18 protein-coding genes are annotated in these 18,959 nt (G+C 39.8%); 9 read left to right on the top strand and 9 right to left on the bottom strand.

The features are described 5' to 3' along the window. Positions 1-5 precede the first annotated feature (5 nt). Entirely contained in the window at positions 6-476 is a 471-nt protein-coding gene (locus H6G26_RS06475) for a chemotaxis protein CheW (protein WP_190728470.1), read from the bottom strand. Further along, a complete protein-coding gene (locus tag H6G26_RS06470) occupies positions 469-2,652 on the bottom strand; it encodes a chemotaxis protein CheW (RefSeq protein WP_190728469.1) in 2,184 nt (727 codons plus the stop codon). The genes H6G26_RS06475 and H6G26_RS06470 overlap by 8 nt, the downstream gene beginning before the upstream one ends. A 616-nt stretch (positions 2,653-3,268) precedes the next feature. On the opposite strand from H6G26_RS06470, the gene H6G26_RS06465 reads away from it, so the two are divergent. The 4 genes from H6G26_RS06465 (at position 3,269) to H6G26_RS06450 (ending at position 8,099) form a co-directional block, all read left to right on the top strand. Continuing rightward, positions 3,269-3,634, top strand: a complete 366-nt coding sequence (locus H6G26_RS06465; RefSeq protein ID WP_190728468.1) for a response regulator — start codon at positions 3,269-3,271, stop codon at positions 3,632-3,634. A 6-nt stretch (positions 3,635-3,640) separates the two neighbouring features. After that, complete coding sequence (locus H6G26_RS06460) at positions 3,641-4,246, top strand: chemotaxis protein CheC (RefSeq protein WP_190728467.1); 606 nt, start codon at positions 3,641-3,643, stop codon at positions 4,244-4,246. A 25-nt stretch (positions 4,247-4,271) separates the two neighbouring features. Continuing rightward, positions 4,272-5,885 carry an ATP-binding protein gene (locus H6G26_RS06455; RefSeq protein WP_190728466.1) on the top strand — a complete coding sequence of 538 codons (1,614 nt, stop codon included), beginning with the start codon at positions 4,272-4,274 and terminating at the stop codon, positions 5,883-5,885. 570 nt (positions 5,886-6,455) lie between these two features. Then, the gene (locus H6G26_RS06450; RefSeq protein ID WP_190728465.1) at positions 6,456-8,099 is read left to right on the top strand and encodes a lipoxygenase family protein; all 1,644 of its coding nucleotides are present in this window, start codon (positions 6,456-6,458) and stop codon (positions 8,097-8,099) included. Positions 8,100-8,351: 252 nt separating this feature from the next. Here H6G26_RS06450 and H6G26_RS06445 read toward each other — a convergent pair whose 3' ends face one another. After that, entirely contained in the window at positions 8,352-9,239 is an 888-nt protein-coding gene (locus tag H6G26_RS06445; RefSeq protein ID WP_190728464.1) for a UTP--glucose-1-phosphate uridylyltransferase, read from the bottom strand. A gap of 67 nt (positions 9,240-9,306) precedes the next feature. Beyond that, entirely contained in the window at positions 9,307-10,488 is a 1,182-nt protein-coding gene (hemW, locus tag H6G26_RS06440; protein ID WP_190728463.1) for a radical SAM family heme chaperone HemW, read from the bottom strand. 251 nt (positions 10,489-10,739) lie between these two features. Between hemW and H6G26_RS06435 the strand changes: the two genes are divergently transcribed. Continuing rightward, positions 10,740-11,816: a PIN/TRAM domain-containing protein gene (locus H6G26_RS06435; protein WP_190728462.1), complete on the top strand. Its 1,077-nt coding sequence runs from the start codon at positions 10,740-10,742 to the stop codon at positions 11,814-11,816. A gap of 64 nt (positions 11,817-11,880) precedes the next feature. Here the strand turns inward: H6G26_RS06435 and H6G26_RS06430 are convergent, their stop codons facing one another. The 4 genes from H6G26_RS06430 to H6G26_RS06415 form a co-directional block, all read right to left on the bottom strand. Further along, positions 11,881-12,684 (bottom strand): Rpn family recombination-promoting nuclease/putative transposase, encoded by an 804-nt coding sequence (locus tag H6G26_RS06430; RefSeq protein ID WP_190728461.1) that lies wholly within the window; start codon positions 12,682-12,684, stop codon positions 11,881-11,883. A gap of 214 nt (positions 12,685-12,898) precedes the next feature. Further along, entirely contained in the window at positions 12,899-13,285 is a 387-nt protein-coding gene (locus H6G26_RS06425; RefSeq protein WP_190728460.1) for a VOC family protein, read from the bottom strand. A 14-nt stretch (positions 13,286-13,299) separates the two neighbouring features. Further along, positions 13,300-13,500: a hypothetical protein gene (locus tag H6G26_RS06420; protein WP_190728459.1), complete on the bottom strand. Its 201-nt coding sequence runs from the start codon at positions 13,498-13,500 to the stop codon at positions 13,300-13,302. A gap of 522 nt (positions 13,501-14,022) precedes the next feature. Further along, the gene (locus tag H6G26_RS06415; protein ID WP_347242438.1) at positions 14,023-14,712 is read right to left on the bottom strand and encodes a Crp/Fnr family transcriptional regulator; all 690 of its coding nucleotides are present in this window, start codon (positions 14,710-14,712) and stop codon (positions 14,023-14,025) included. Between the two features lie 244 nt (positions 14,713-14,956). Here H6G26_RS06415 and H6G26_RS06410 point away from each other — a divergent pair, with 244 nt between their 5' ends. The 4 genes from H6G26_RS06410 (at position 14,957) to H6G26_RS43710 (ending at position 18,089) form a co-directional block, all read left to right on the top strand. Next, positions 14,957-15,580, top strand: coding sequence for a chemotaxis protein CheB (locus tag H6G26_RS06410; RefSeq protein WP_190728458.1), 624 nt, complete (start codon positions 14,957-14,959; stop codon positions 15,578-15,580). Positions 15,581-16,421: 841 nt separating this feature from the next. Continuing rightward, a complete protein-coding gene (locus tag H6G26_RS06405) occupies positions 16,422-16,925 on the top strand; it encodes a GNAT family N-acetyltransferase (protein ID WP_190728457.1) in 504 nt (167 codons plus the stop codon). A gap of 780 nt (positions 16,926-17,705) precedes the next feature. Continuing rightward, complete coding sequence (locus H6G26_RS42380) at positions 17,706-17,930, top strand: response regulator (protein ID WP_242053613.1); 225 nt, start codon at positions 17,706-17,708, stop codon at positions 17,928-17,930. Between the two features lie 33 nt (positions 17,931-17,963). Then, positions 17,964-18,089, top strand: coding sequence for a hypothetical protein (locus tag H6G26_RS43710; RefSeq protein ID WP_277883770.1), 126 nt, complete (start codon positions 17,964-17,966; stop codon positions 18,087-18,089). A 53-nt stretch (positions 18,090-18,142) separates the two neighbouring features. On the opposite strand, the gene H6G26_RS06395 is transcribed toward H6G26_RS43710, so the two are convergent. Further along, positions 18,143-18,571, bottom strand: coding sequence for a response regulator (locus H6G26_RS06395; RefSeq protein WP_242053612.1), 429 nt, complete (start codon positions 18,569-18,571; stop codon positions 18,143-18,145). Between the last annotated feature and the right edge of the window lie 388 nt (positions 18,572-18,959).

Below are 18,959 nucleotides of genomic sequence, written 5' to 3'. Positions count from 1 at the left end.
CTCAATTATTCGATAATCTGATTTGTTAAATTAACATCTAGAATTTTCTCGGCATCTAGAACTAACAAAAATCCCTCCGGGAGTGGGTAAGCTCCTGCTAGCATCTGACGCATTTTACCTTTTAACGTTGCGGGTGGGGGTTGAAAGGTGTTTTGTTCAAACTCTAAAACATCTCCCACATAATCAACCAGCAGACTGACTAATTCACGATCAGAACACACAATAATATTAAATCCCTGCACCTCATCTACAAGTTTTGTAGTTGATTGTGTCTGCGGTTCGCTCATCTCTAATCGACGCTGTAAATCGATGACAGTAATAATTTGTCCACGTAAATTAATCAACCCATAGATATCTGGTGGTGCTAAAGGTACAGGAGTCGTTGCTTGTGGACGAATCACTTCTTGAACGTGTTGCACGTCAATACCAAAGTAAATTCCTTTGAGGAAAAATGTGCAAATTTGTTGTTTAGCCATGAGTCGCTAATTGCAGCAAATGAGGGTTAGCAATCCGAATTACAGTCTCAATGTCAAGAATTTCTGTGATTTGTCCTTGAATTACAGCACAGAAAAGCACTCCAGGTCTACTAGGGATACCTTTAATGGTTAGTGGTTCTTCCACAATATCAAGAATGCGATCGACTACTAGCCCAACACTGAGTTCTGAGTATGGAGAGACAATAATTATTTGGAGCGTTTCTGCAACTGTCGCCAAAGTCTCATTATTAAGGCGATCGCTATCAGAAAATATCTTGTGAAGATCAATTAGCGGCAGAATTTGACCGTAAAACTGCAAAACATCCTGATTAGCAACTTTTTCGACAGCAGAAGCAAGAATCTCTTCCAGCCGAGATGCGATCGCTAGTGGAATGCCCATACGTGCGCCTTGGGGGCCTTCAAATAGTAAAATTGTTTGGCGATCGCCTGCTTGCTCTTGACTATTTACAGCATTTTCGCTCAACAACTGCTTTTGTTCAGCGGTTATACCAGTTCGGTTTGCTAGAGCAACAACATCAATAATTAATGCCACTGTGCCATCTCCTAAAACGGTGGCTCCTGCAAATAGGGATAGCGCCTTTAACTGTCTTCCCAAAGGTTTAACTACAATGTCTTGAATGTCTTCGATTGTGTCTACGACTAGCCCAAAGCGATAGTTATCAACTTGCACAATTACCAAACTGAGTGTTTCTAAGTTGCTGACACAATCTTGTTGCAACACTTCGTTGAGATAAACCAAGGGGACAAGATTACCCCGCAAGCGATACACAGGCACATCGTATAATATCTCAATACTATTGAGTGCTTCTAAGCGGACTAGCTCTTGTAGACTCGCTTGGGGAATGGCATAATAATTGCCTCCACTGCTGACAATCAATGCTGGAATAATTGCCAATGTCAGGGGAATCTTGATTTTGAAGGTCGTTCCTTGTCCCTGTTGGCTCTGAATTTCAACCGTTCCATTAATCTTCTCAATATTGCTCTTAACAATATCCATCCCAACCCCCCGCCCGGAAAGGTGAGTTACCTGTTCCGCAGTCGAGAAGCCGGATAAAAAAATTAAGTTCATCGCTTCTGATTCACTCATGGTTGCAGCCTGCACAGCGTTCACTAAACCAAGTTGCTGCGCTCGCCCTTTCAGCCGTTCTAAATTCAAACCACGACCATCATCGCCAATTTCAATATTGACTTTGCCACTTTCGTGAAAGGCTCTGAGAAATAGCCGTCCTACGCTTGGCTTTCCACAAGCAACCCGTTCGGCTGGTAATTCAATCCCATGATCGATGCAGTTGCGTAATAAGTGCGTCAAGGGGTCTTTAATTGTTTCAATAATACTTTTGTCTAGTTCAGTTTCTGCCCCCTCCATCTCCACTTCAACTTCTTTACCGGAAGCGATCGCTAAATCGCGGGTGACGCGAGGGAACTTTTGCCAGATGGAACTAATTGGTTGCAGCCGAGTTTTCATCACCCTTTCCTGCAACTCGGTTGTAAGTAAATTAAGGTGCTGGCAGGTAGCAGCAAAACTCTTATCCTTAAACTTCGTACTAAATCCGATTACCTGGTTACGAGCTAAAACGAGTTCACCCACTAGATTCATCATCTGATCTAGCAGATTAACATTGACTCGGATATAAGCAGATTCTGATGTTGTCGTTGATATTTCTGTGAGTTCCTGATTGAGAGCTTCAACAGACTCACTAGCTGCTGTATCTTTTTGTGGCGTTTGTGTATTAACAGGCGATTGAGAGGGTTTTGGAGTCTGTTTAGTTTCTGACAATCGCGTTAGAGCCACGATCAATGCTGAATAATCGCGATCGCCATCATGCTTTGTAGCTTGAATTTGAGACAGGATTTGCCGAATGCTGTCAACTGTTTGTATTAAAGTACTAATAATGTCAGGGGTGATTGCGATCGTGCGATCGCGCAGGCACGAGAGCAAATTCTCTCCAGCATGAGCAAGTGATTCCAAATTAGGAAACGGTAAAAAGCCGCAATTTCCTTTAAGCGTATGGAGTGAGCGATAAATTCGAACTAATGCTTCTCCATCATCAGATGTTTTTTCTAGCTCAATAATATCGCCTTCAATTTGATTCAAGTTCTCATAGCTTTCAACGAGAAATGCTTCTATATCATCCTCAATTTCATTTAACTCCATTGGTTAATAAAGTAAAAATTTATATATCTTATATTTTAATACTAATTTAATACTAATCCTCACCAATCTCTATCTAAAGAAAGATGTTTGTATTTTCTCAGGCTGAAGACATAATATTTGCCTTAATGATATAGTTAAGAAATAGGCAATCTTATCGTTGCTATTCAACTCAAAGTTTCAAGAAAGGTCGTCGTCAAGACAGACAATCTTACAAGTGCAAATAATGCGAGAATCAGTTTCTCAAATCCTACAATCTTAGTAATACTCAAACCATGTCAAGCAGGTATGCCTCAAAATGTATCTTAATGGCATAAGCCTGCGAGAAATTGACCATCTAACCGATATCTACCATACAATAATTTTGCATTGGCTTCGCAAAATAAAGCTGGTATTAGATCGGATTTGAAATACTTAACAAATTTTAAAAGTTTCCATTATTAAAAATTTTAGCTCCATAGCATTATAGTTTCAGCGAGTTTGATAATTTTTCCGGAACTATTATTGATAATTGTAAAATTATATTTATTTTTTCTTTAATTCATTCATTTTAATAAATAATATGGCTAATTAGCCTAAATTAAGAATTATTAAGCTAAAGCATAAAAGGACAAAGCTGATGGCAATGGTTTTGATTATCGATGATGCAGCTTTTTCTCGCAGAATGATTCGTAAGTTTCTGCAAATCGATGGTTATGAAATTATCGAAGCAACTAATGGGCGTGAGGGGTTAGAAATGGTTGACAACCATAAGCCAAATTGTGTGTTAGCGGATCTTCTAATGCCAGATATGAATGGGTTTGAATTTCTGAAAGCTATGCAAGATAAAAAATTAAAGATTCCGACCATTATCATTTCTGCCGATATCCAGGAAGGGGCACGCAATCAAAGTTTTAGCTTGGGCGCGGTCAACTTTATTAATAAACCGCCAAAAGAAAGTGAGTTGCGAAAGGCAGTCCAGGAAGTTCTCAATAGTAAGGAATAAGTTTTCATGAATGTGACAGCAGAAGAACTAGATGCCCTGGAAGAGTTAATTAATATTGGAGTTGGTCGAGCAGCAAGTCTACTTAATGAAATGGTAGACTCTCACATTCGTCTGAAAATTCCAGTTGTTAAAGTGTTAACTGCTAACGAAGCATATCAAGAATTAATAAAACGATTTCATGATGAGGCTTTGGCATCTGTAAAACTAGGCTTTACAGGCTCTTTCTATGGCACTGCTAGCTTAATTTTTCCAACTGACAGCGCATCAACATTGATTGCAGTGCTTACAGGTGAAGAGCCAGGATCGGCTGACCTAGATGCGGTGAAAATTGGCACCCTGAGCGAAATTGGTAACATTGTCATAAATGGGGTAATGGGTTCACTCAGTAATGTGCTAAAGCGGCATGTAAACTACACATTGCCCGTTTATATAGAAGATACGCTGGAAAATTTATTGTTATCTGCATACGAGAGCGAGTCAAAAATCTTACTAGCACAAGCCAGTTTCACAATTGAACGCTTAGAAATTATTGGAGATATTATTTTAATTTTTTTGGTGGGCACTTTTGATGCGCTAATCAATGCAATGAAGGACGAAATGGAAATAATCTAACTAATATAAAAACTTTGAGAATACAATGAATATAATTGAACAAGCTCAAGAAAAATTTAGCCTTTTAGATAAAATTCCTTTAGGAGCTTTTGTTCTACAGTCAGATTATATTGTTATCTTCTGGAACTCCTGCTTAGAGGAATGGACAAAAATTCCGAGAAGTAAGATGTTGGGAAATTCTATTCATGAATATTTTCCTCATCTAAATCAACCTCGTTACGCTAGCCGTTTGCACCAAATTTTTCAAGGTGGGCCTCCGACAATTTTTTCTTCACAACTGCATAAATATATTATCCCTGTACCTATATCCAAAGATAAATACCGCATTCAACACACAACTGTTACTGCTGTGTCTGCATCGGATGAAGATAAATTTTATGCTCTCTTTTCAATTGAAGATTTAACAGATTTAACGTTCCGAGTTCAGGAATATAAAAACCTCCGCGATCAGGCTCTAGCAATAGCAGAACAACGGCAACAGGCAAAAGAAGTTGCTGAGAAAGCAAACCGCATCAAAGACGAATTTTTAGCAATTGTCTCTCATGAACTTCGTTCTCCTCTTAATCCAATTTTGGGTTGGGCCAAGCTACTGAAAAATCGGTCATTAAACGAAGCTACTACTGTGCGTGCCCTTGATACCATCGAACGAAACGCTGAATTACAAGCTCAGTTGATTGAAGATTTGTTGGATATTTCTCGCATTCTCCAGGGCAAGCTAGCACTTAATTTAGAAACGGTTAATCTTATTTTTACTATTGAAGCTGCCTTAGAGACAGTGCAATTGGCAGCACAAGCAAAGTCTATTCAAATTAATCTCCATTTGGATAGAGAAATTGGACAGGTGAAGGGTGATGGTAATCGTATTCAACAAATTATTTGGAATCTGCTCTCTAACGCCGTTAAATTTACACCATCTGGTGGACAAGTCGAAGTCTACTTAGGACAGATTAATTCTGAGGTACAACTTAGAGTTAGTGACACTGGTAAAGGTATTAGTCCTGACTTTATACCATACGTATTTGAGTATTTCCGTCAGGCAGATAGTACTACAACTCGAAGTTCTGGTGGATTAGGACTTGGTTTAGCGATTGTGCGCCAACTTGTCGAGTTACATGGTGGTACAGTTTCGGCAGAGAGCTTAGGAGAAGGGCAAGGCGCGACGTTTACAGTTTGCCTACCCGTATTTCAACATTTGGAAGTAGAAAAGGAAAACAATAATTTATCGGGTGATTCTTATCCATCCTGTATGCTTTATGCTCCACTAGAAGGAATACGTTTGTTAGTTGTAGATGATAATGCTGATACCCGTGAGTTTCTGGCCTTTCTATTAGAACAGCAGGGAGCAATCGTGACGATCGCAGCATCTGCCACTGAAGCACTGGCTGCAATTATGCAGTCAAAGCCAGATTTGCTGTTAAGCGATTTAGGTATGCCAGATGTTGATGGTTACACTTTGATCCGAAAGTTACGAGCAATGCCCGCCAATTTAGGTGGAGAAATTCCTGCGATCGCTCTAACTGCTTACGCCGCAGAAACCACACAAAAACAGGTTTTTACAGCCGGATTTCAACTCCATATTGCTAAACCAGCCGATCCTGCGAAATTGGTAGCTGCGATCGCAGCACTTGTTAATAACTAATGTATCCAAGTAGCAGGAATAGCCTGTAGCGATCGCTGGCACTGCCGTCGATAAATTTAAGAATGACCCCCAGCAGTTTTGATTATAAGTGAAGAATTTTTACAAAATATAGATACTCTGCATAAAAACAATAAGTAACCTTGATTCATACTTAACGTTAACATTTCAAAAGTATAGATTTTGCAGTTTACAGACAAGTATTAATAAACACTGTTAAATAATTTATGTAAAATTCTAAATTCTAGACTTGAGAAGCCAAAATTAACAAGGCTTTAAAATCTAAATTTCATAATTCTATTGCAATTATTAAATTATACCACATAGTTTTGTAAATATTCTTGATTTTGACGACTAACTATTGAATGCTTACAAGTTTATTGATTTTTATACTTGTGTCAAAGTTGTATAAGAGGATTTAGCAAATGTTAACCTGTACAACAATCACATGAATACTTTTAAAGTGCTATTGCACTTTTCAAAATTAAATGCCAAGCTTGCTGAGTAAGTTAACTACCTAAATTTAGCTAACTTGCTTGTTATTGTTCTTACTTTAAACTTGGATAAACATTTATGAAACCATCCCTTCCCCAAAATGATACTGACCCTACGAAACGCAAAAGTTTGCTAGAGCGCAACCAAGGAGAGTATGAATTTGATCACGAGTTTTTAGCGCCTATGGCGATGCTTAAAGATGTCCCCTCTAGCGAAAATTTTTCTACTAAGTATATTGCTGAACGCACAATAGAGACGGCAGAGCTTCCGATAAATATGTTAGCCGTTAATACCCGTTCTTTATGGGACCCTTTAGATGAATTGCAAGACTATGAAGACTATTTTCCAGTTTTGCCTAGACCTAATGTCATCAAAACATACCAAACTGATGACTCTTTTTGTGAACAACGGCTTTGTGGGGTAAATCCTCTTGTTTTACGCCGCATTCAGGAGATGCCACCTGGCTTTGCGTTTACCATTTCAGAACTGCAAGAGAAGTTTGGTAACTCTATCGACTTAGTAGAAAAACTTGCAAATGGAAATTTATATGTAGCTGATTATAGAGCGCTTGCATTTGTTAAAGGAGGTAATTACGAGAGAGGTAAAAAGTATTTACCAACCCCTATAGCTTTCTTTTGTTGGCGCAGTTCTGGTTTTAGCGATCGCGGTCAACTTGTACCTATTGCTATCCAAATAAACCCTACAGATGGTAGACAGAGTCAGCTAATTACACCTTTTGATAGCCCTTTAACCTGGTTTCATGCCAAACTTTGTGTTCAAATTGCTGATGCTAACCATCATGAAATGAGTAGCCATCTTTGCCGAACTCACTTTGTTATGGAACCCTTTGCCATTGTCACAGCCCGTCAACTAGCGGAGAACCATCCCCTCAACTTACTACTAAAACCCCACTTCCGTTTCATGTTGGCTAATAATGACTTAGCTCGTAAGCGCCTAGTTAATAGAGGCGGCCCTGTTGACGAATTGCTAGCTGGAACTCTGCAAGAGTCATTAAAAATTGTCGTCAATGCCTATGAAGAATGGAGCTTAGATCAGTTTTCTTTACCTACTGAACTAAAAAATCGGGGTGTGGATGATCCAAACAAGTTACCTCACTACCCCTATCGAGACGATGGTTTGCTATTGTGGAACGCGATTAAAAAGTTTGTGTCTGAATACTTGAAGCTATACTACAAAACTCCTCAAGACTTAACAGCAGACTTTGAATTACAAGCTTGGGCGCAGGAATTGGTTTCCCAATCAGGCGGACGAGTCAAGGGTGTTCCTAATAGCATCGAAACATTAGATCAATTAGTTGACATTGGTACTGCGGTTATCTTCACCTGTGGGCCGCAGCACGCTGCTGTTAACTATCCGCAATATGAATATATGACTTTTATGCCCAATATGCCCCTTGCTGCTTATAAACAAATGACAGCAGAAGGCACTATTGCTGACCGCAAAAGCCTATTATCATGTCTACCACCGCCAAAGCAAACTGCTGACCAATTGTCGATTTTATTCATTCTGTCAGCCTACCGTTATGACAGACTAGGCTACTATGACAATAAGTTTGTAGACCCAGAGGCTCAAGATATTTTAGTTACATTTCAGCAGGAGTTGAACGAAGTAGAGCGTAAAATTGAGTTGAACAACAAGAGTCGTTTAATAAATTACAACTATCTGAAACCAAGGCTTGTTACCAATAGCATCAGCATATAACTGAATAGTATTTCATTTAACGGAATTCGGAAAGTCCCTACTCTCGACTCTTAGCTCGACTTTATCCAAAATTAAGAGCTTAGTTCTCTTAATACGGCAAAACCCTAGCTTTTTAACAACAACTTTTTCCATGTCACTGATTATCGGTGAAAACTAAAAAGTAAAACTACTGTCTTACAAAGCTTTCAGCGTCAGCTTGAGTGTTGCCAGAAAATCGATAAAGTCGAGCTTATTAGTTTTTTATTTAACTAATTATAAATTTCTAAAATCAATCATTGTCTGACGATAAGTATCTGGCAATCCTGTATCAAAACACTTCCCTTTAACAACATATCCTGTCATTCCCTCTTCCTGACACAATTTATCAAGGCAGGATGTTAACTGAAATTCGCCTCGTTCTCGGAAATTTTGGTTGATGTGTTCTGCTAGAAAATCAAAAATTTTTGGTGTAAGTAAATATAAACCAAATATGCATAAAAACTCATTTTCTGCCATTCCCTGTACGCGCAAATATTGTTGTGCAAACTCAATGGTAGGTTTTTCATAGAGTTGTGTAACTTCTAAAATCGAGTTTAACTCTTGCCAAACTCCTGTTACACATCCAGATGTATGAAGATTTTCTGCTGGCGTTGTAGTTAAGCTAACAACGCTTTGATTAACTTGTTCATAAATATCTAATAGTTGACTAGCACAAGATTTTTGAATATCAGATGCATAAACATGATCGCCCAACATTAGCAAAAATGGTTCATTTTGTACCCAATCCTTGGCACAAAATACCGCATGGCCATAGCCTAATTGCTCCTCTTGCAATAATATGGTAATTCTACTACCTAAATCTTCAAGATATCGGCTATATTCTTGATTTTGCGGTGAAAGTTTATCAAAAAACTCTTTTTTAAGTGGATTTTTTAATAAATTTTCAAATATTTCTCTATCATCCGGTTGCGCCACAATCCCGACTTCTGTAATTCCAGCACTTATTGCCTCTTCAATAATTGCGAGAATGACTGGTTTTGCCCTACCATCTCGATCAATAATCGGGAAAAGTTCTTTTTTCACAACTTTGGTAGCTGGAAACAAACGAGTGCCGAAACCAGCTACTGGAATCACAGCTTTTCTAACTTTATTTTTTTGCATAAATCGTTACTCCTCATCAGCTTTAAACCTTCCCTCCTCTCTGCGTCCTCTGCGCCTCTGCGCTTCGTTACCCCAACTTTTCAAACAAATCCGCCAAAATTACATTAGAAAACAAAAACCCTTGGGGATCAATCAAACGCAACCTTCCTTCTACAACTTCCACCCAACCTTTCTCAAAATATTCTTGCAAACACTGGCAAATTTTTTCAACCTTCTCTTCCCCAAACCCTTGTACTAACGCCGCTAAACTTAAACCTTCCGCCAAACGCAACCCCAGCATTAACGTTTCTAACAATACTTCGTTTAGGGGAGTCACATCACAATCAATCACACCGCCAGCTTGCACCCACTGGTAATACTCCCTAGTCTTGCGCGGACGAGTGAAGCGCTTCCCGTCAACATAACTCGCCGCACCCATACCAAAGCCATAATAAGGGCGGTTTTCCCAATAGACTCGATTATGCCGACACTGATGGCCAGGTTGAGCATAATTGGAAATTTCATAATGCTCATAACCTGTACCAGTCAAAACTTGCTGCCCCATCTGGTACATTTTGACTGTAGCTTCATCCGTGGGCAAAGGAGTATCGCCAGGTTTGTAATAACGACCAAAGGCTGTACCTGGTTCGATGGTAAGATCATAGATAGAAATGTGAGTGGGTACAAGCGCCACTGCTTTTTCTAAGGAATCCTGCCATTGATCCAAAGACTGATGCGGCAACCCGGAAATTAAGTCTAAGCTAAATTCGGGAATCTCGACTTGATGGATTAGTTCCACAGCCGCAAGAATATCTTCAACTGAGTGCGATCGCCCCGCCCTTTGCAATAATTCTGCTTGAAACGCTTGTACACCTAAACTTACTCGGTTCACGCCGACATTGCGATAGCCTGTTATATGGGCTAAATCAAAGGTGGCTGGGTCAATTTCCATCGAAATTTCTGCCCCAGACGCAATACCAAAATGCTTCTCTAACTCTGTTACTATCCGTTGTAACTGCTCTATTGATAGTAGCGAAGGAGTACCACCGCCGAAGAAAATTGTCTTCAGGGGTTGACCAAATGCTGGTGTAATGGCAATTTCTTGACATAGCACCTCAACATATTGGGAGATAGTACCAGATGTTTCGCCCCGCAAGCGATCGCCCACAACAGACACCGGGAAATCACAATAAAAACACCGCCGTCTGCAAAAGGGAATATGCACATAAGCAGAACTCGCAATTCCAGAAATACTAAATTTTTGACTCATTTTGAGAAAAGTTTTAAGTTAAGCCAACTGCGAATTAGAAACAGTGAAAATGAGTAGTTTATTTACAAATTTTTGTCGTTTTATAATGAAACAATGAAAAATATGAAGATAAAAAGGTTTGGTTATAATAATTGCAGATATTGCCCTACTAAACCCTTAGTGTAAGTCAATATTGATGAGTTTATCTTACCGATGAAATAAAAAATACTTAACTTTATCGGTGAACACAGTTGCAGGAAAACAAGACAACCATGCTTGACGCCATTATTATTTTCTCATTTATCCTAGCAGCGTCGGGAATAGGGTTCTACAGCATCGAACTACTACCCAATAGCACACTAGATCAGGTAACAAACCTTGAAGCTTTACGCTTAGTTGTTGCCGTCTTTGCCGCTATTATTGGCGGTGCGATCGGGCTGAGTTTCCAGACGACATATCGTCGCCTAGAATCACAAATCAAAGAAATGCCTCTGGAAGTGATTTTAACTCGTGCGATCGGCTTAGTGATTGGGCTATTACTAGCTAACCTGATGCTAGCCCCACTATTTTTGCTACCCATCCCGGCGGATTTTGGATTTATTAAGCCACTGGTGGCAGTTGTCGGTAGTATTATCCTCTCCGTCACTGGCATGAATTTGGCAGACACCCACGGGCGAGGCTTATTGCGGTTCATTAATCCCAACACCGTTGAATCGATGGTAGTGGAAGGAACGCTAAAACCCGCTAATACCAAAGTTTTAGATACTAGCTGTATTATTGATGGTCGCATTGAAGCCTTACTAGAAACAGGGTTTTTAGAAGGGCAAATTCTTGTACCGCAGTTTGTCTTGCAAGAACTCCAACAAGTAGCCGATGCTAGCAAAGATCAAAAGCGGGTGCGGGGAAGGCGAGGACTAGAAATTCTCAACCGCATTAAAGAGGAATATCCCGATCGCATCGTGATTAATACAATTGACTACGAAGATATTCCCACAGTCGATGCCAAATTAGTGCGCTTTGCCCAAGAAATTAGCGGTACATTGCTAACCAACGACTATAACTTGTCTAAAGTCGCCAGTGTTCAGAAAGTACCTGTTTTGAATGTAAATGATTTAGTGAACGCCGTTCGTCCTAGTTATTTACCTGGCGATAACTTGGATTTGAAAATTCTCAAGGAAGGCAAAGAACCGAGTCAAGGCATTGGCTACCTAGATGATGGCACAATGGTAGTCGTTGAAGAAGGCAGCAGTTATGTGGGCGGTGAATTGCGAGTAGTAGTCACTAGTGCTTTGCAAACCACCGCAGGAAGAATGATTTTTGCCAAACCCCAAGCTTCCGCATTGGCGTGAGGGAAATGTCCGGTGCAATTAAATATAAATTGTGCGATCGGTGCAGTCAACCTGCACCGATTATTTATTTGGAATCATCAGACTCAGTTACCTGCAAATACTGTAACTGCTCAATAGATAACCCTGTCAATCTTGCTATCTGTTCTAATGGCATACCAGTATTAAAAAGGTTACTTGCTACTTCAAGTAAAGCTTCAGCTTTGCCTTCAGCTTTTCCTTCAGCTTTGCCTTCGGCTTTGCCTTCTTCTAAAATATCTTGATAAATCACTGACTCGCGCATAATATCTGACCTCAAAACTCGTCTGATAACCTCTTTCTCTAATACTAAACCAGCTAAAATCGCTGTGGAAGCAGCAATATTACTTTGATTTCTTGATTCTGTCATATTATTAATTTCTCGTGCAACTTGGTTAAGCACGGCTTCTGGATCAATTGTACTACTCAAAACTGCAAAGGGTAACAGTCCAGCTGTTCTCAGAAATACTTCAGTTGGTTGTTCCCAAAGTCTGATAACTGAAAACTCATGGCGTGTCCCAGCAATTGTAAATGTATTTTGTTGCACCAACTCTGAATTTGTTTGCTTAAGATAAATCACAACTTGATGCATTGCTTTGTCTGGAAAGCGACGATATACTCGCAACCGATAGTCAATCATCCGAAAAGGAATTTCAGCATCAGCTTGGGTTTGAAATTCCAAATGTAAAATGTTTTGCTCCGACTGTAGCAGAATTAGAGCATCAGCACGAATAGGTTCGAGAGATAATTCTTTTGGACTGAGTTCGGTTAAAGTAATAGGTTCGCCTAATAACCAAGTGGCGAAATCGCTGGAGAAATTTTCAGCTAAAAATTTACAGATATTGTCAAACATTTTAGAATTTTACCAAATAGCTCACTCATTTGCTATTTATCCGAAATTCTTTAATTCAAATATCTATAATATTCTAGTTTTTATCAATATTGAATAATAAATTATCTGGATATTTAAAGAAAGTATTTTTTTACTTGGCAGCAATAAGCCGTAATTCCGCGCTTGGCGATCGCTTCATTATCTATAGTTATGGCAAGTTCGCCCGTCAGCACCTTTAATGCTCATAAATCTCTAATGGCAAATTATCAGGGTCTTTAAAGAAAGCAAATTTTTTATTTGTAATTTCATCAACTCTGATATTTTCTACCTCTACTCCTTTCGATTTTAAATAAAAAACAGTTTGTTCAACATCATCAACTTGAAAAGCAAGATGTCTTAAACCACAAGACTCTGGTTTACTAGGTCGTTCTGGAGGATTTGGGAAAGAGAATAGTTCGATTTGAGTATTTTCTGCAACTTTTAAATCTAATTTATAAGAATTTCTTGCGGTGCGAAAAGTCTCTTGAATAATCGAAAAGCCTAAAGTTTCGACATAAAATATTTTGGAGCGATCGTAGTCAGAACAAATAATAGCTACATGATGAATGCCAGTGGTTTTCATGTGTACTTCTCCAGCTACCAACCATTTATCCTTAGCACTTTTACCAAAATTTTACTAGTACACCGTGGCGGAAGTTTGCCTAGTTGCTTGAGCAACTTGTCTTGGCGATCGCTACACCCGCCGCAGGCATAGCATAACGAAGCGACTTGAGGCAAACTCCCGCTTTTCATCGTTAAGAATTTGATTCGCTCTGATGGTGGCTGACTAAATGCCACAAAAAGCACTGATGAGTACACCAGAGTCTATGTAAATCTTCTTAAGACTCACGGAATCCACCGCGACGTGCAGCAAGTTCAAGTTCAATCTCGTCAACGTTTACGAAGTTGCAATCCAGCAGCGATCGCTCGTTGTCGGATTGACCATAATTTTTTGGCTAAGGGTGTTTGTGGCACAAAATCAGATTCGGGAGGTGTTGTTTCTGGCTCAGATTTAAGTAGTTCAACAAACTCTAAAACTTTTTGTTGCTTTTGGGGTGTGAGTTGTCACCAGTGTTCAAGGAGTTCAACTTCATTACCCATAAATACTTCGCTATTGAATGATTTTTCTATTTTATGTGTAATCAGAGATTTCCTTATAAAACAATACAGTTCAGTTAAGGGTTGATCCTCCCTAACCCTCCTTAAAAAGGAGGGAACTAGAGCAAGCCTTTTTAAAGGGAGTGTGATCGGTGCATTTACTCGCACGTAGTTTTGGCTCTTGGGGCTTCTTATGCAGATCCAAAGATGGAGCCAATAACCTTAATTGCCGTTAAGCAAACGCTCAAACTCCCCTCTGACAACTTGGTAACACTCGCAGGTGATATCTTCTAGACCTGAGCGGTCAAGGATAGTCATTTGTCCGCGAACATAATCGATTAGCCCCGCCCTTTGAAGAATAGAGGCAGTAAGGCTAACACTAGAGCGATTCACACCTAGCATTTGGCTGAGAAATTCTTGAGTGAGTGCAAAAGTGGCTGTCTCTACTCGATCAGCAGTCATCAGCAGCCAACGGCACATTCGCTGTTCTATTGAGTGCAGGCGGTTACACGCAGCTGATTGGGCGATTTGATTAAACAGCGCTTGCGTGTATCGTTGTAGCAGCTCGTACAACGGACTAGTTACGGTGATATGAGTTTTAAATGCATCTACTCTCATCCTCAATCCAGAGCCAGAGACTTGTATAAAACACTCGCCTGGAATTTTTTCGGCTCCCAGGAATACTGGAAGACCTACCATTCCTTCATTGCCCACCGTAGCCACTTCGATTGCCGAACCATCCGTCAGAACGGTGAGCATAGAGGCTACGCCATAGTCGAGAAAATAGACGTACTCAATTGGTTGGTTACGTATGTAAAGGTCTTGCTTTAACTCTAGGGGGACAAACTCCATATAAGCAACAAGACGAAAGTATTCCTCAGATGGTAGGGCAGCTAGAAGTTGGTTTTTCACAAGTGCAGGATGTTTGAGACACAGATAGCAAGAGGCTGTTTAAGTCAGTCTTATCTCTATTAAATAACTGGCAGCAATCAAGAACTTCTAACAAAAGGTTTATCTATTGTAAATAGTGAATGTTAGCTCGCTAACATATAAAATATAAGATATTAGCTAGCTAACACAGCAATGTAACTTGTCAGACTGCTACAGCCCTAATTAGACGATCGCTACTAAGCGCTAAACATTCGCAAAGAAGAAAATGGCGTTACAACAACGACACCGAATTCTGTCACACTTCCCTAATATTGCCTATAACATAGTGGCAATCGGAGCTTCTGCGGGCGGGCAAAAGCCACTCATCCAAATTTTGTCGGCAATACCCGCAGATTTCCCAGCAGCGATTATTGTAGTTCAGCACATGAATCCTGCCTACCCTAGTCGTCTGGCACATATCCTCAGCCGCCATACAGCGTTGCGGGTAGAGCAGGCAAAATCAGGGGAGATAATACGTCCAGGGACTGTTTATACTTATGTTCCAGATCGGCATGTAGTAGTCGGTGCTAACGGTAAGCTGTCTCTGTTAGAGTCGCCAAAGATGAACTTTGTTCGCCCCTCAGTGGATAAACTATTCATGTCGGTAGGACTTAATTACGGAATGCGGGCGATTGCTGTTGTCCTAAGTGGGTTTGGCAGAGATGGTGCTTTAGGAGTGATGGCAATGAAAAAATATGGCGGCACAACGATTGCTCAAGATGAAACTACTTCGCAGTACTTCGATATGCCTTCATCTGCTATTGACACCGGGAAAGTAGATTTTGTTCTGACACCAGAGGCGATTGCCAAGAGCTTGACCAGCTTGGTAATGAGGGAATTAGCAGCATAAGGGGTAATTTATTAATTAAATTGGTAATGAATTTAATTCATCTATATTGCCCCCAGACCTGAATGGCACGCTTGAAAAGGAGAAATCGTTGAGGCAGCTCTTGTGCTCTTGAGCAAAGGTGCAGGGGAGAAAGAAGAAGTTTAAGCATTGCGTTCGGATATTTAGAAATTCCCCTCTGCGCCCCTGCCCCCCTGCTCCTGGAGCATCCTTACGCTGCATACCCTTCAGCTTAACAAGCGTGCCATTCCCCCCAGACCTCCATTAGTTAAAATGATAGGGAAAACTCTACGCGCCAGAAATTTTAATCCTTGATCGAGCAAGTCAGTTTCGCGGTCGCCTCAATGAACGCCGTTCGTCACATATATAGTCGCGTTACACGTTAGGGCTAATACGTGTAATAAGAACCTCAAAGTCTTCTCTATTTATTCATGCAAGGGCGTGAACGCTGGCTACTAACGCCATAAAAATCACCCCTGACGGAGGCGAATGATGTGGTTCAAGTTTCTCAAAGGACACAAAAGATTGATTGTTGTTCAGTATAAGGATTTCTGTATATATGCCTATATTACAATGAGCAAATCTTGATGTCTTCGGCGATCGCTTTCATCAAAAGTAGGATAAGCGTGTAGCTGTTACCAGAGACGTGCTGGGGTTAGCCACGACTAACTAAGGCATCTGAATGGTCGTGACGAGCAGCTTTTGGTAAAACCTTACCGCTATCTAATGGCTCTTAAGTTCTAAGGTATAGCAATCGTAAATCATTCGCTCCACTGGTTTATGTTGAAGATGAGTTAGTCTAAGGTATTCGGTGTAGCTTGTTAGCAAACGTTTAGATGACAAGATGAAATTATACTCTCAACGGCTTTGTTTAGAACCACTGAAACCGGATCATGCCGAACTGCTTTTTGATGGATTGCAGAGTGCGAGTATATACAAATATATCGAAGATATACCACCACAAAGCGTTCAATCACTTCGTGAACGGTACATGATGTTGGCACGTCGTCAATCACCAGATGGAACAGAGGTTTGGTTGAATTGGGCTGTTTGGTCTGTTACAGAGAAATGCTACGTTGGATATGTTCAAGCAACAATTACTATAAATAAGAGTGCAATTCTTGGATATGTGTTTTTCCCTAATTTCTGGGGAAAAGGTTATGCACGTGAAGCAGTTAAGTGCATGATAAATTATTTAATTGAGAGATACCAAAATCTTAAATTTTTTGCTGACGTTGATGTAGACAATCACCGTTCCATAGCTTTACTGTATAATCTAGGATTTGTCAAAACTAATTTTTTTAAAAATGTTGAGTCTAACCAATATGAATTAAACGACGAAGCCTAATAATGTGAATGCAATAAATGATTAATTCAGATTTTTGATTTTGTAAATACAAATAGTTAAACAGGCAGTATATCAAGAAAATTTAATCGCTAGAAAACACTATATTCGTTAAATTTGTTAAAGTCAAATAGTTTACGATTAACTGCTTGCTAATCCAAATAATACCTTAACAACAGAGAAATAATGACATCAGATTTTCTCAACAAATCATACAAAATATCTAGTTGAGATGGTGGTGCGTGATCGGAGTTTTGTTTTGGTCGCTTGGGCATGATATAAACCAAACTTTTCATTACCAAGAAGGGGAAAAGGGTAAAGGGAAAATATAAAACCTTTTCCCCATCGGTTTAAAGCCTCCTCTTTTAAGAGGAAGAAAAAAAATGTGTTTTAAGATGCGTAGCAAGAAAAAACACGGCATCCATATTTGAAACGCCTAACTTTGAAGTTAGGGGTTCCTTTCCCCCTTCTTATTCATCTGATCATGGTAGAACGATTCCGGCGATCGCATTAACTGCCTATGCCGTAGAAATTGACCAGAAAAGAGCCATACAAGCTGGATTTCAGATGCACCTGACCAAACCGCTGGAGCCAGAACAATTCGTCAGCGCAATCCTGAGCTTGCTTAAATTAAACTGAGTCTGGTTGTGATTGAACTTCACCTAGTAGTCTGTCAAGACAACGCAAGCATAGTGGTTGGTCATCTCCAGGGGCAAAGGGGCAGAGGGTAATGGCACGCTTGAAAAGTTAGTGTAAAAAGTTACTTGTTCTTAAAAGATGGCGATGGAGAGTGTTATTAAGCGTATATTAGTTTGTGATGATGTGGCTGATAACTCTTTTCTTCTAAAAACGATTTTACAAGCATCAGACTGTTTAATTGAAATCGTTGATTCGGGTGCAGCAGTACTGGACTGGCTTGAAACGGCCCCTAACCCACCTGACTTGCTAATACTAGATGTAATGATGCCAAAAATGGATGGATTTGAAGTTGTTCGTCACCTCCCTTGATCAACTAAATTTCAATTCATTCCGATTTTGCTGGTGATAGGTTTTGATGAAGATGCTGATAAAGCTGTTGATATAAAGATAGATGGGTTTATCCAAAAGGCGATTGACCCTGATCTAGTAATTGCTAAAGTCCAAGCAATTTTAGACCGGAATTTCTAGAAATTTCCTAATAATAAACTTCATTCAGAGATGATGGTTATAAATGATAGCATTTACAATAGAGCAGTCTGAACATATTTTATTAGTACATCCGGCTCAACTGGCTTTCGGATAACTGCCCTGGCTCTCATCTCAGGGTGCTGATCGAAAAATGCCTCTCTATGTGCGGTAATGAACAAAATAGTCAGATTTTGTAGAATCGGGTTGTTTTGGATACGACGGGCAACTTCATACCCATCCATACCAGGCATCATCACATCGAGTAGGAGCAGATTAGGTATTATAGATTCAAGATAGGCAAGGGTTGCCGCTCCGGAATCCACAATATCAACTTCATAACCTTCCATTTGTAATACAGTTTGGAGGAAAACACTATTGTCTCTAACGTCATCACAAACTAGAATACGCTTACTAGCATTATCTTGTTGAACTCCTTTTTTAACTGACATATTTAAATAAAGCCCATACTGTTGTTTAGTCATTTTTAGCTGGGGAAGCAACTTTACTCATCATCCAATGGTGTTACTTGCTAGCCAGATTTGAAAAGCTAACTCCAATTATTTCTGAGCTACTACTGGGATTAAGAGAGATTAGGAGCAACGCTTTTTGGTATAAAAGATTTGTTTAGATTTTCGCTAAAAATTTGAGGATTTGTATAGATAAATACGTAATGTATTTATTTAAACTATTACCTCTGATAGTTGCGTGTTAGAAGTTGCAGCAGTAAGTGATAGACTGTCACCTGAATCAAGCACCCGACAGTTCAATCTGATGATAATAGAAAATTTCGAGGGACGCTCTGGCAAGAAAGCGAAAGCGCCACGCTACTTGAGTTGAGCAAAAAAAGCAAAAGAAACTCTGAGGCAAAGG

Source organism: Nostoc sp. FACHB-888, from assembly GCF_014696655.1.
GTDB lineage: Bacteria > Cyanobacteriota > Cyanobacteriia > Cyanobacteriales > Nostocaceae > Nostoc.
Note: the sequence above shows the minus strand (reverse complement) of the source record. Positions and strands in the feature narration are given on the sequence as shown.

Excerpts from the sequence above, each read along its gene's own strand:
- H6G26_RS06475 (WP_190728470.1), bottom strand. The coding sequence starts at position 476 with ATGGCTAAACAACAAATTTGCACATTTTTCCTCAAAGGAATTTACTTT.
- H6G26_RS06470 (WP_190728469.1), bottom strand. The coding sequence starts at position 2,652 with ATGGAGTTAAATGAAATTGAGGATGATATAGAAGCATTTCTCGTTGAA.
- H6G26_RS06465 (WP_190728468.1), top strand. The coding sequence starts at position 3,269 with ATGGCAATGGTTTTGATTATCGATGATGCAGCTTTTTCTCGCAGAATG.
- H6G26_RS06460 (WP_190728467.1), top strand. The coding sequence starts at position 3,641 with ATGAATGTGACAGCAGAAGAACTAGATGCCCTGGAAGAGTTAATTAAT.
- H6G26_RS06455 (WP_190728466.1), top strand. The coding sequence starts at position 4,272 with ATGAATATAATTGAACAAGCTCAAGAAAAATTTAGCCTTTTAGATAAA.
- H6G26_RS06450 (WP_190728465.1), top strand. The coding sequence starts at position 6,456 with ATGAAACCATCCCTTCCCCAAAATGATACTGACCCTACGAAACGCAAA.
- H6G26_RS06445 (WP_190728464.1), bottom strand. The coding sequence starts at position 9,239 with ATGCAAAAAAATAAAGTTAGAAAAGCTGTGATTCCAGTAGCTGGTTTC.
- hemW (WP_190728463.1), bottom strand. The coding sequence starts at position 10,488 with ATGAGTCAAAAATTTAGTATTTCTGGAATTGCGAGTTCTGCTTATGTG.
- H6G26_RS06435 (WP_190728462.1), top strand. The coding sequence starts at position 10,740 with ATGCTTGACGCCATTATTATTTTCTCATTTATCCTAGCAGCGTCGGGA.
- H6G26_RS06430 (WP_190728461.1), bottom strand. The coding sequence starts at position 12,684 with ATGTTTGACAATATCTGTAAATTTTTAGCTGAAAATTTCTCCAGCGAT.
- H6G26_RS06425 (WP_190728460.1), bottom strand. The coding sequence starts at position 13,285 with ATGAAAACCACTGGCATTCATCATGTAGCTATTATTTGTTCTGACTAC.
- H6G26_RS06410 (WP_190728458.1), top strand. The coding sequence starts at position 14,957 with ATGGCGTTACAACAACGACACCGAATTCTGTCACACTTCCCTAATATT.
- H6G26_RS06405 (WP_190728457.1), top strand. The coding sequence starts at position 16,422 with ATGAAATTATACTCTCAACGGCTTTGTTTAGAACCACTGAAACCGGAT.
- H6G26_RS42380 (WP_242053613.1), top strand. The coding sequence starts at position 17,706 with ATGGAGAGTGTTATTAAGCGTATATTAGTTTGTGATGATGTGGCTGAT.
- H6G26_RS06395 (WP_242053612.1), bottom strand. The coding sequence starts at position 18,571 with ATGACTAAACAACAGTATGGGCTTTATTTAAATATGTCAGTTAAAAAA.